Annotated in this window: 14 protein-coding genes; 7 read left to right on the plus strand and 7 right to left on the minus strand. The window is 67.9% G+C overall.

Features of this window, described 5'->3' with window-relative positions; genetic code table 11:
• The 5 genes from ACFE71_RS13235 to ACFE71_RS13255 form a co-directional block, all read left to right on the plus strand.
• Positions 1 to 465, plus strand: a 465-nt coding sequence (locus ACFE71_RS13235; RefSeq protein WP_375429259.1) for a hypothetical protein, incomplete at its 5' end; no start/stop codon positions are given.
• Between the two features lie 31 nt (positions 466 to 496).
• A complete protein-coding gene (locus ACFE71_RS13240; protein WP_375429260.1) occupies positions 497 to 1,165 on the plus strand; it encodes an MT-A70 family methyltransferase in 669 nt (222 codons plus the stop codon).
• Positions 1,165 to 1,902, plus strand: coding sequence for a BglII/BstYI family type II restriction endonuclease (locus ACFE71_RS13245; RefSeq protein WP_375429261.1), 738 nt, complete (start codon positions 1,165 to 1,167; stop codon positions 1,900 to 1,902). Before ACFE71_RS13240 ends, ACFE71_RS13245 begins: the two co-directional genes overlap by 1 nt.
• 15 nt (positions 1,903 to 1,917) lie before the next feature.
• Complete coding sequence (locus ACFE71_RS13250) at positions 1,918 to 2,175, plus strand: DUF2442 domain-containing protein (protein ID WP_375429262.1); 258 nt, start codon at positions 1,918 to 1,920, stop codon at positions 2,173 to 2,175.
• Positions 2,176 to 2,200: 25 nt separating this feature from the next.
• Complete coding sequence (locus ACFE71_RS13255; protein WP_375429263.1) at positions 2,201 to 2,914, plus strand: hypothetical protein; 714 nt, start codon at positions 2,201 to 2,203, stop codon at positions 2,912 to 2,914.
• A gap of 245 nt (positions 2,915 to 3,159) precedes the next feature.
• Here ACFE71_RS13255 and ACFE71_RS13260 read toward each other — a convergent pair whose 3' ends face one another.
• Entirely contained in the window at positions 3,160 to 3,507 is a 348-nt protein-coding gene (locus ACFE71_RS13260) for an HNH endonuclease (protein ID WP_375429264.1), read from the minus strand.
• Entirely contained in the window at positions 3,508 to 4,464 is a 957-nt protein-coding gene (locus ACFE71_RS13265) for an isopenicillin N synthase family dioxygenase (RefSeq protein WP_375429265.1), read from the minus strand.
• 145 nt (positions 4,465 to 4,609) lie between these two features.
• Between ACFE71_RS13265 and ACFE71_RS13270 the strand changes: the two genes are divergently transcribed.
• Together ACFE71_RS13270 and ACFE71_RS13275 are read left to right on the plus strand one after the other, a co-directional pair.
• Positions 4,610 to 5,830 carry a multidrug effflux MFS transporter gene (locus ACFE71_RS13270; RefSeq protein WP_375429266.1) on the plus strand — a complete coding sequence of 407 codons (1,221 nt, stop codon included), beginning with the start codon at positions 4,610 to 4,612 and terminating at the stop codon, positions 5,828 to 5,830.
• 81 nt (positions 5,831 to 5,911) lie between these two features.
• Entirely contained in the window at positions 5,912 to 6,238 is a 327-nt protein-coding gene (locus ACFE71_RS13275) for a DNA primase (RefSeq protein WP_375429272.1), read from the plus strand.
• Positions 6,239 to 6,253: 15 nt separating this feature from the next.
• Here ACFE71_RS13275 and ACFE71_RS13280 read toward each other — a convergent pair whose 3' ends face one another.
• The 5 genes from ACFE71_RS13280 to sufC all read right to left on the minus strand — a co-directional run.
• On the minus strand, positions 6,254 to 6,607 hold the full coding sequence (locus ACFE71_RS13280; protein WP_375429267.1) for a HesB/IscA family protein: 354 nt from the start codon (positions 6,605 to 6,607) through the stop codon (positions 6,254 to 6,256).
• Complete coding sequence (locus ACFE71_RS13285) at positions 6,607 to 7,071, minus strand: SUF system Fe-S cluster assembly protein (RefSeq protein ID WP_375429268.1); 465 nt, start codon at positions 7,069 to 7,071, stop codon at positions 6,607 to 6,609. Before ACFE71_RS13285 ends, ACFE71_RS13280 begins: the two co-directional genes overlap by 1 nt.
• Positions 7,068 to 8,273, minus strand: a complete 1,206-nt coding sequence (locus tag ACFE71_RS13290) for an aminotransferase class V-fold PLP-dependent enzyme (protein WP_375429269.1) — start codon at positions 8,271 to 8,273, stop codon at positions 7,068 to 7,070. The genes ACFE71_RS13285 and ACFE71_RS13290 overlap by 4 nt, the downstream gene beginning before the upstream one ends.
• Positions 8,274 to 8,499: 226 nt before the next feature.
• Positions 8,500 to 9,573 (minus strand): SufD family Fe-S cluster assembly protein, encoded by a 1,074-nt coding sequence (locus ACFE71_RS13295; protein ID WP_375429270.1) that lies wholly within the window; start codon positions 9,571 to 9,573, stop codon positions 8,500 to 8,502.
• A partial coding sequence (gene sufC, locus ACFE71_RS13300) for a Fe-S cluster assembly ATPase SufC (protein WP_375429271.1) occupies positions 9,570 to 10,246 on the minus strand: 677 nt, incomplete at its 5' end. The genes ACFE71_RS13295 and sufC, both read right to left, overlap by 4 nt.

The following is a 10,246-nucleotide window of genomic DNA, read 5'->3' on the forward strand; positions in this document are numbered from 1 at the left end:
GCTTCGTCAGCCTCGCCTCAGCATTGCTGTGGCTGCCCTTTGTCCACGTGGCCTATCGAGGCAGCCGTAGAGGGCGCTGGCCTTCTTATAAAGGTACATTTCACTAAAAAGCAGGGTGCTCCTGTTCACTTCATCGGTGCCGATGATCCACAATCAGCGGCTGCGGTTAGAGAGATTGATCTTCAAAAGAAGTTTCATTTTCCGCCCGCCCAACTTGCGAAGGCTATCGGCTTAACCGGTCCGAGGTGCAGAGCTTTGATTGAGCACCTCGCATTAGATGCCGACACAGATTGTCATCACGTTTTCAATCATGGAAAGTCGAAGTTTCCCTCCTACTCCGATAACGCAGTTCGCAAGCTCAAAGAGGCTACGAATAGTTTAGATTTAGATGAAGTATGGAGACTTTATCGTGCAAAGAGCGGCTTTGGCGGACGACAGGCTAAACGAGTATCTATAGCCACTTGACCCCGTTCTCAGCACAAGACAAGATCCTATTATGTTCTCCCCAGACGACCCGCTCTCCGCCCACATCGACCTCCTCGCCACCGCGCGTGGGCAGCGGTTCGGGACGATTCTCGCCGATCCGCCGTGGCAGTTCCAGAACCGCACGGGCAAGGTCGCGCCCGAGCATAAGCGGCTCAACCGCTATGGCACGATGACCCTCGACGACATCCGCGCGCTGCCGGTCGGCGATGTCGCCGCCGATCCGGCGCACCTCTATCTCTGGGTGCCCAACGCGCTGCTGCCCGAAGGGCTGTCCGTCATGGAAGCATGGGGATTCCGCTACATCTCCAACATCATCTGGCACAAGGTCCGCAAGGACGGCGGCTCGGACGGGCGCGGGGTCGGCTTCTATTTCCGCAACGTCACCGAGATCCTGCTTTTCGGCGTGCGCGGCAAGAACGCCCGCACCCTCCCGCCCGGCCGCAGCCAGGTCAACATGCTCCAAACCAGGAAGCGCGAGCACAGCCGCAAACCCGACGAGCAGTACGGCGTGATCGAGTCTTGCTCCTGGGGCCCGCGCCTGGAGCTGTTCAGCCGCGGCGCGCGTCCCGGCTGGACCGTATGGGGCGACCAGGCCGACGATGGCTACAAGCCCGATTGGGCCACCTACGCCCATAACAGCAGCGCCCAAGGCGACCTGCTTCAGGAAGCGGCGGAGTAGTGCTCGACGCGCTGCGTGAGGCAGGCTTCGAGGTGGAGTTCACCTCCCATGCCGAAGCGATCATCCGCCACGACTTTCCCGAGTTGATCGATGAGCTTGAAGGCGCGCTTATCGACATTCGCCTGCCCATGACGGAGATCATCGGCGGTGGCGGCGGTGAAGCAAAGATGACGCAGCGGCTGCGGCGGGGCCTCGCCGCGCTACGCTGGACCAAGCATAATTTCGAGCTGACCAAGAGCATCGACGGCGTTCCGCGCGAGTCGATCAGCCACGAGATCGACCATGTCCGCCGCGCCGCCAACGGCGTGTTCGCGCTGGAGATCGAGTGGAACAACAAGGACCCGTTCTTCGACCGCGACCTGGAGAACTTCAAGCGCCTCCACGCCGAGGGCGCGATCAGCGTCGGCGGCATCGTCACGCGCGGATCGGAGATGCAGGCCACCATGCGCCAGCGCGTCGAGCAGTTCGCGGCCGATCGGGGCATCCTCGACTTCGACGCCCTGGTCGAGTTCGGGGCCGGTTCGCCGACCGCGCCGCAACGCGCGCAGATCCAAAAGGATCTCGACCGTCAGGTGCCCTTCGCCCGCGCATGGTCGCGCAAGTTCACGTCCGACAAGTTCGGCCAGGCGACCACCCATTGGTCGAAGCTTCAGGACCGCATCGCGCGTGGCGTCGGCAACCCCTGCCCGCTTGTGCTGATCGGCTTGCCGCCGAGCATCATCGACATGCAAGCTTGAGCGAGGAGGCGTGGGATGAGCATTTCGGCTAGGGCGACCGCCGTCCGCTTCGACGATCACACCATGTGGGTCGATCTGGAGGACGGGCGCAATCTGGGCGTCCCGCTCGCCTGGTTTCCACGCCTGCTCCACGGCTCGCCGACCTTGCGCGAGCGGGTCACGATCAGCGCCGTCGGCCTTCACTGGGACGAACTGGACGAGGATATCTCGATCGCGGGCCTGCTCGCTGGACGCGGGGATCAGACGATGTTCCGCAAGCCTAAAGCGGCATAGATATCCAAGCGGGTCGGAGCAGCGCATGATGACCCCCGAAGACGTCCACGCCGCCCTCGCCCGCCCCGACGCGCCCCCGCCCGCCGACCCGCCGCTCGCGCCCCAGGCCGACGCCATCGCCACCTCCATCTCCGCCAGCTATTTCCGCCTGCGCCGCGGCATGGCGCTCATCGCCTTCGCGCTGCCGGTCGCCTTGTGGCTCGGCGGCGGGCCGGGGCGGTTGGAGGGGTCGATCAGCGCCTATTACCACCATGCCGACGGCCGGATGCGCGACGTGCTGGTGGGGGCGCTCTGGGCGCTCGGGACGTTCCTTTATTTCTACAAGGGCTATTCCCGGGCGGAGGACCTGGCGCTCGACGGCGCGGGGCTCGCCGCCGTGCTGGTCGCGGTCGCGCCCATGGACTGGCCCGCGGGCGCCCCCGCCACCCTCACCGGCCGCCTCCACGCCGCCGCCGCGATCGGCTTCTTCCTGCTCGTCGCCTATGTGTGCGTGTTCCGGTCGGGCGACACGCTCCGCCTCCTGCGCGACGAGGCGCAGGCGGCCATGTTCCGCGCGACCTATCGCCTGCTCGGTTTGCTCATGGTCGCGCTCCCGCTCACCGTCTGGGCCGTCCACGCCCTGTCGCCGGCGCGCGAGGACTCGCCCGTCCTGTTCCTGGTCGAGGCGGCGGGCGTCTACGTCTTCGCCGCCTTCTGGTGGGTCAAGAGCCGCGAGATCGCAGCGATCGAGCGGCAATAGCAAATACTTGCGTCTGCCCGGACAAATCGGCTTGCACTGTTGGAGATCGCCTGCCAGCCTCATCGGCGTTCTTTGACATCGTCCGCCGAACCACCAGTCGCCTCCATGCTTGAGCGGTCCGTGGCGCGATCGGCTGCCATTTATTGCGCGACTAGCGTTACTTTCGTTACCTTCGCCCGACCACGCATCTCCCGCCCGACATTCTCGGCGTGAACTTTGGTGAACTTCCGCCGGCCGGGACGCCCTCACGCCTCCCCAACCCGCGCCCGCCGGGTCGGCGCGTGGAAATCGGGCGGCTTGTCGGCGATCCAGCGTACGAAGCGGGCCACGTCCGGCCGGGCTCGGAGCGCTTCGACATCGGCATACTCCCCCGCCAGCTCGCCGTTCGCGACCAACGCGTGGATCGTGCGGTGGCAGATGGGGTGGACGGGCGCGGTCTCCCGTCCGCCTTCGCTCTTGGGGATCAGATGATGCCATTCCACCTTCGCCCCGAGCGGGCGGCCGCACAGCACGCACCGCTCCGGCTCGGCGGCGCGCTCGACCAGCGCCTCGGCTTCGACCAGGCCCAGCTTGCGCCTGACGCGGCCCGCCATCTACGGCTTGATGAGCCCGATCTGCACTAGCCGCTCATGCAGATAGTCATGCGCGCCAATCGGCTCGGGATAGCGGTTCGGATTGTCGGGGGTGATCGTCCCCGGCAGCGTCTCGATCAGGAAATCGGGCGCGGGATGGAGGAAGAACGGCATCGAATAACGCGAATGCCCGCGCCGCTCGGGCGGCGGGTTGGTGACGCGGTGCGTCGTCGAGGGCAGGACGTGGTTGGTCAGTCGCTGGAGCATGTCGCCGACATTGACCACCATCGCGCCCTCGGGCGGCTTGATCTGGAGCCAGCGGCCGGACTCGCGGTCGAGCAGCTCCAGCCCCGCCTCCTCCGCGCCCAGCAGCAACGTGATAAGGTTGATATCCTCATGCGCCCCCGCCCGAACCCCCTCGGCGTCCGGCGCGATCGGGGGATAATGAAGCAGCCGCAGCACCGAGTTCCCGTCCGCGACCGCCGGGTCGAACCAGTCGCGCGCCAGCTCCAGATGCCTCGCGATGCCCGACAAGATGCAGTCCCCCGCCCGGTCGAACGCCGCGAACAGCTCGACGAACGTATCGCGGAACTCCTCGGGCCGCGCGGGCCAGACGTTCGGGGCCATCTGGGCGGCGTAGCGGTGATGGGTGGGCAGCTCGCGCCCGACATGCCAGAACTCCTTCAGGTCAACCGTGCTCGCATCCTTGGCGATCTCGGTCTTGAACGGCGTGTATCCCCGGGCGCCGCCGCCGCCGGGGGTGTGATGGAACCGCTTCTCCTCCTCGGGCAGCGCGAACAGCGCCGCCGTATCCCGCCAGGCGCGCTCGATCAGCGGGTCCGGGATCCCATGATCGGCGACGATCGCGAAGCCGAACCGCCGGAACGACCGCCCGAGCGCCGCCGCGAACCCGTCCGGATCGCCCTCCTGATCGTCGAGCGAGAGGGTCGGGACTTGGGCGAGCGGCTGGTCGAGCATGGGGTTCGGGTCCGGCTGAGATCGGGAGAACCCGATATAGGCCGCCCCGCTTGCCTCGAACAGGTCGCGATGCCTCCGGACTTTTTGGGCCCGGCCCGCGAGCGGGGTGTCAGTCGGTGCCTCCCTGCCCTATGTGCATCGCAGCATGACCGACCAAACCCCACCCCAGGTCGGCGCGCCGATCGGCTTCGCGGAGTTCGTCTCGCTCATCGCCGCGCTGCTCGCGCTGGGGGCGCTCGGCATCGACGCGATGCTCCCCGCCCTGCCCGCCATCGGCGAGGCGCTGGGGATCACAGACCCAAATGCGCGGCAATATGTGATCGCCGCTTTCATCGGCGGATACGGGGTGGGCCAGTTGTTCTACGGCCCGCTCGCCGACCGGTTCGGGCGGCGGCGCGTGCTGCTCTGGTCGATGGGGGTTTATGCGGTCGCGAACATCGCGGCGGCGGTGTCGGGCAGCTTCGAACTGCTGATCGCCTCGCGAGCGATCGGCGGGGTGGCGATTGCGGCGACGCGCGTCGCGACGGTCGCGATGGTGCGCGACTGCTATCACGGCCCGGCGATGGCGCGGGTCATGTCCATCGCTTTCATGATGTTCATGGTCGTGCCGATCATTGCCCCCGCGCTCGGCGAGGCGGTGCTGCTGGTCGCGGGCTGGCGCGAGATCTTCTGGGTCATCGCGGGCCTCTCCGCCGCTTTGTTCGGGTGGTTCTGGCTGCGCATGCCCGAGACGCTGGCACCCGAACATCGCCAGCCGATCAGCCTGCCCCGCATCCTAGCCGGTTGGCGGGAGACGGCGGCCGACCGGCTGTCGCTCGGCTATACGCTCGCGGCGGCGGCGCTGATGGGCGCGCTGTACGGCTACATCAACTCGGTGCAGCAGATCATGGCGGACACGTTCGGTCGGCCCGAAGCGCTGGCGGCGGTGTTCGCGGGGACGGCGGGGACCATGGCGATCGCCAACCTGCTCAACGCGCGGCTGGTGATGCGACTGGGCACGCGGCTGATCAGCCACGGCGCGGTGATCGGGCTTATCGGATTCGCCGGGCTTCACCTGCTCCTCGTCGAGCTGGGGCGGGAGGATTTCTGGAGCTTCGCGGTCCTTCAGGCGCTGACCATGGCGTGCTTCGGGCTGGGCACCTCCAACTTCTCGGCGATGGCGATGCAGAATATGGGGCGGATCGCCGGCACCGCGTCGAGCGTGCAGGGCTTCACCAGCGTCACGATGGGCGCCGCGATCGGCGCGATGATCGGCCAGGCGTTCGACGGTACCACCGTACCCATGTCGATCGGCTTCATGGCCGCCGGGCTCGCCGCGCTCGGGCTGATGGGCTGGACCGAGCGGGGGCGGTTGTTCGGGCGCTGAGCCGTCCCGTGGAACCGCCCCGCCCCGCCCGGGGTTCGGGTGAGGTAACGATTGATGGAGGTCAAGGTGGCAGGAACGCGGATGCCCGGCTTGGGATCGGGCGACGACGGCTTCGACGAGGAAGGTTATGACGAGAGCCAGCGCGCCGAGATCCTGGAGGTCACGCGCGACGGGCCGTCCGACGGCGCGATCCTGACCGATCTCACGCCCGACCTGGGGCTCGACGACCCGGAAGCGGAGCCGATCGACGAGCTGGAGATGGAGGACGACGAGGTCGGGACGACCGACGACGACGTCGACATGGATGAGGAGGACATGGACGAGGACGACCTCCAGGACGACTTCGACGAGGACACGGTCAACGACGAGGAGATCGACGACGCCGACGACGTGGCGCTGAAGCCGTGAACGCCTGGCCTGCGGCTAGACAGTAAAGCTCTCGCCGCAGCCGCAGGCACCCTTGGCGTTGGGGTTCTGGAACACGAAGCCGGCGGTGAAGTCGTCCTCGACCCAGTCCATTGTCGATCCGATCAGGTACAGGATCGATCCGCCATCGACGAACAGCGTACCGCCAGGCGTATCGATGCGCTCGTCGAAGGCCTTTGCCTCCGTCACGTAATCGACCGAATAGGCCAGGCCCGAACAGCCGCGGCGCGGGGTCGACAGCTTGACCCCAACCGCGTCCTCCGGTGCGCGCGCCATCAGGTCGGCGATGCGGGCGTGGGCGGTCGCGGTCAGGTTCAGCGCGGCGGGGCGCTGGCGGAGCGTGGTCGCCATCAAAGCATCCCCAGTTCGAGCTTGGCGTCGTCGGTCATCTTTTGCGGATCCCAGGGCGGATCCCAGACGAGGTTGACCTCGGCCGTCGCGATGCCGGGCACGGCGGCGACGCGGAGCTCCACTTCGGCAGGCATCGATTCGGCGACGGGGCAATGCGGCGTGGTGAGCGTCATCGTCACCGCCGCATGCGCGTCATCGGTCACCTCGACGCCGTAGATCAGCCCGAGATCGTAGATGTTGACCGGAATCTCCGGGTCGAAGATGTCCTTCAAGGCCGCGATCACGTCCTCGTATAACGCGCCGCCGGGCTCGCCCGTGGGATCGGCCACCGGCTTCTGCGACAGGAAGCCGTCGAGATAGTCGCGCTTGCGCTCGAACGTCTCGCGCGGGTCCTCCCGCTCGACGCGCGCCTTGGGCGGCAGGGCCACGCTCTCCACTTCCTCGACGACGAACTTGCCGCTCATCCGAAAATCCTCGTTACCCGCTCGACGCCCCTGGCGAGCGCCTCGATGTCCCGCGGGCCGTTATACACGCCGAAGCTGGCGCGCGCGGTCGCGTCGATGCCCAGCGCTTCCATCAGCGGCTGCGCGCAATGGTGCCCCGCGCGGATCGCCACCCGGCCCTCGTCCAAGATGGTGCCGATGTCGTGCGGGTGCACCCCCTCGATCGTGAACGAGACGATGCCCACGGAGTCCGCGGGGCCGAGCAGGCGGACGCTGTTAATTCGGCCCAGCGCCTCGCGCGCATCGGCGACGAGCGCGGACTCGTGGGCGTGGATGCGGTCGAGGCCAATCCCCTCGACGTACTCGAGGCCCGCCGCCATCCCCAGCGCGCCGACTATGTGCGGCGTCCCCGCCTCGAACCGGCCCGGCGGCGGAGCGTAGGTGGTGCGGGCGAAGCTGACCCGGTCGATCATTGCGCCGCCGCCTTGATAAGGGGGCATCGCCTCCAGCAACTCGGGGCGACCCCACAGCGCGCCGATGCCGGTCGGGCCATAGAGCTTGTGGCCGGAAAAGACGTAGAAGTCGCAGCCCAGCGCCCGGACGTCGACAGCCATGCGCGGGACCGCCTGGCAGCCGTCGAGCAGGATCTTCGCGCCGACGGAATGGGCGATCTCGGAGGCGCGACGGCCGTCGAGGACCGAGCCGAAGACGTTCGAGACGTGGTTGAGCGCGACCATCCTGTGGGCGGGCGTGATCATCCGTTCCATCGCGTCGAGGTCGATGCGGTGATCGAGGGTCAGCGGCACCACATCGATCGCCGCGCCGACGCGCTCGGCCGCCATCTGCCACGGCACGATGTTGGAGTGATGCTCGAGCAGCGAGAGCATGATGCGGTCGCCCGCCTTCAGCTGCGTCCCGGCCCAGCATTGCGCGACGAGGTTGATCGCCTCGGTCGCGCCGCGCACCCAAACGATCTCGGCGGCGCTCCCGGCGTTGACGAAGCGCGCGACCCGCTCGCGCGCGGCCTCATAGGCGAGCGTCATGTCGGCGGAGCGCGCATACACGCCGCGGTGCACGGTCGCGTAGGTCGTGTCATAGGCGCGCGTGATCGCGTCGATGACCACCTGCGGCTTCTGCGCGGTCGCGGCGGTGTCGAGATACGCCCAGCCGTCCGGGATGGCAGGGAAGTCGGCGACCGTGTCGAGCGGGCGGAGGTCGGTCATGCGGTGCACCGGGCGGGCGGAAGTTCACTAAAGTTCACGCCAACGATGTCAGCGGACATTCTCCCGATCGCGCGCGCCAAGGAAACCCGAACCTGAACAAGTTGAGGGAAGTATAGGCCTATACGCGACTTAACCGTCGACCGACCGCGAGCGGGCGCGGGCGCAGATGTGCGGGGGCTAGACACGGCTTGACGGTCGCGCGCGGAATCCAACATTACAAGCCCGGTCACAGCGCCTGCTCCAACCACGCGCCCGCATCGGTCAAGAAGGCGTCGCGAACCTGCTCGTCGGCGATGCCGCCCAGCGCGTCGGCAACGAAAGCATGGGTAAGAAGGCCCTTGGCGCGCGCGCTCGGGATGCCGCGCGACTCCATGTAGAACAGCGCGCGGGCGTCGAGTTCGCCGACCGTCGCGCCGTGCGCGCATTTTACGTCGTCGGCGAAGATCTCCAGCTCGGGCTTCAGGTTCACGGCGGCGGTGCGGTTCAGGAGCAGGCCGCGGAGCGACTGCTCGCCGTCGGTCTTCTGCGCGTGGCGAGCGACCTCGACGCGGGCGGCGAGGCTGGCCTGCGACTGGTCGACGGCGACGGCGCGCCAGACCTGGCGGCTGCGGCCGCTCGGCTCGGCGTGGCGCACGACGACCGCGCATTCCTGGCGCTGCTCGGCGCGGGTGAGGACGACGCCGCCATACTCGGCGTAACCCGCGTCGCCCGCGAGTACGATATGGCCGTCGACTCGGCTGCCCGCCTGCCCCGCGCCGAGGAAGATCGAGGACAGGCTCGCGCCTGCGCCGAGTTCGGCCTCGTCACGTTGGCTCGTGAAACCGTCGGATTGGAGCAGGCGGACGCTGCGCTGGAGGCGCGCCGCGTCGCCAAGCGACAGACGGGTGAAGCGGTTGGTCCAGCCGGTACCGACGAAGGTCTCGACCACGGTCGCGGCGGCGTTCTCGGCGAGGACGATCTCGGCGGCGGCGTGGTTCTCACCGCCGGTGGAGAGGTGGACGACCTGGACGGGGTCGACGACCTCGTCGGCGGCCAGGCGGAGCGCCCAGCCGCTGTCGGTCGCGCGGCCGCCAAGCGCGTGGGTGGTGACGGGGGCGCGGGCAGGCTTGGCGCGGAGGAGTCGCGAGGAGGGGTGGAGTTCGCCATCGACGAATAGCAGGCGGTCGCCGGGGAGGTCGAGAAAGTGCTCGGCGATCGCGTCACCACCCAGGCGCGGGCTGCCCGCGGCGGCGGCGAGCGCGGCGGTGTCGGCCCAGCGCCAGGCCTCTTCTCGGTTGGAGGGAAGGGTGAGGAGGGTCATGCCGCCTCGTGCGCCACCGCGCCGTAGCCCTGCGCTTCGAGCTCATGCGCCAGTTCCTTGCTGCCGGTGCGCGCGATGCGGCCGTCGGCGAGCACGTGGACGAAGTCGGGCTCGACATAATCGAGCAGGCGCTGATAGTGGGTGATGAGGATCACCGCCTTGTCGGCGCCACGCATGATGCGGTTGATGCCGTCGCCGACGATGCGCAGCGCGTCGATGTCGAGCCCGCTGTCGGTCTCGTCGAGGATCGCGAGTTTGGGCGCGATGATCCCCATCTGCACCATCTCGTTGCGCTTCTTCTCGCCGCCGGAAAAGCCGACATTGACGGGGCGCTTGAGCATCTCGGCGTCCATGTCGAGCTTGGCCGCCTCCGCGCGGGCGAGGCGGAGAAACTCGGCGCCCGATAGCGGCTTCTCGTCCCGGCCCGCGCGCTGGGCGTTCAGCGACTCGCGCAGGAACTGGACGTTGGAGACGCCGGGGATCTCGACCGGATATTGGAAGCCGAGGAACAGCCCGGCCGCGGCGCGCTCGTGCGGGGCGAGATCGAGCAGGTCGACCTGGCCGAACGTCACCGAACCGGCGGTGACCTCGTAACCGGGACGCCCGCCGAGCACATAGCCGAGCGTCGACTTGCCCGCGCCGTTCGGCCCCATGATCGCATGCACCTCGCCCG

The sequence above is a fragment of the uncultured Sphingomonas sp. genome (assembly GCF_964237155.1).
Classification (GTDB): domain Bacteria; phylum Pseudomonadota; class Alphaproteobacteria; order Sphingomonadales; family Sphingomonadaceae; genus Sphingomonas.

Bases quoted from the DNA above. Each gene is read 5' to 3' on its own strand.
- ACFE71_RS13270 (WP_375429266.1), top strand. From the start codon at position 4,610: ATGACCGACCAAACCCCACCCCAGGTCGGCGCGCCGATCGGCTTCGCG.
- ACFE71_RS13260 (WP_375429264.1), bottom strand. From the start codon at position 3,507: ATGGCGGGCCGCGTCAGGCGCAAGCTGGGCCTGGTCGAAGCCGAGGCG.
- ACFE71_RS13255 (WP_375429263.1), top strand. From the start codon at position 2,201: ATGATGACCCCCGAAGACGTCCACGCCGCCCTCGCCCGCCCCGACGCG.
- ACFE71_RS13250 (WP_375429262.1), top strand. From the start codon at position 1,918: ATGAGCATTTCGGCTAGGGCGACCGCCGTCCGCTTCGACGATCACACC.
- ACFE71_RS13265 (WP_375429265.1), bottom strand. From the start codon at position 4,464: ATGCTCGACCAGCCGCTCGCCCAAGTCCCGACCCTCTCGCTCGACGAT.
- ACFE71_RS13280 (WP_375429267.1), bottom strand. From the start codon at position 6,607: ATGGCGACCACGCTCCGCCAGCGCCCCGCCGCGCTGAACCTGACCGCG.
- ACFE71_RS13290 (WP_375429269.1), bottom strand. From the start codon at position 8,273: ATGACCGACCTCCGCCCGCTCGACACGGTCGCCGACTTCCCTGCCATC.
- ACFE71_RS13275 (WP_375429272.1), top strand. From the start codon at position 5,912: ATGCCCGGCTTGGGATCGGGCGACGACGGCTTCGACGAGGAAGGTTAT.
- ACFE71_RS13240 (WP_375429260.1), top strand. From the start codon at position 497: ATGTTCTCCCCAGACGACCCGCTCTCCGCCCACATCGACCTCCTCGCC.
- ACFE71_RS13295 (WP_375429270.1), bottom strand. From the start codon at position 9,573: ATGACCCTCCTCACCCTTCCCTCCAACCGAGAAGAGGCCTGGCGCTGG.
- ACFE71_RS13285 (WP_375429268.1), bottom strand. From the start codon at position 7,071: ATGAGCGGCAAGTTCGTCGTCGAGGAAGTGGAGAGCGTGGCCCTGCCG.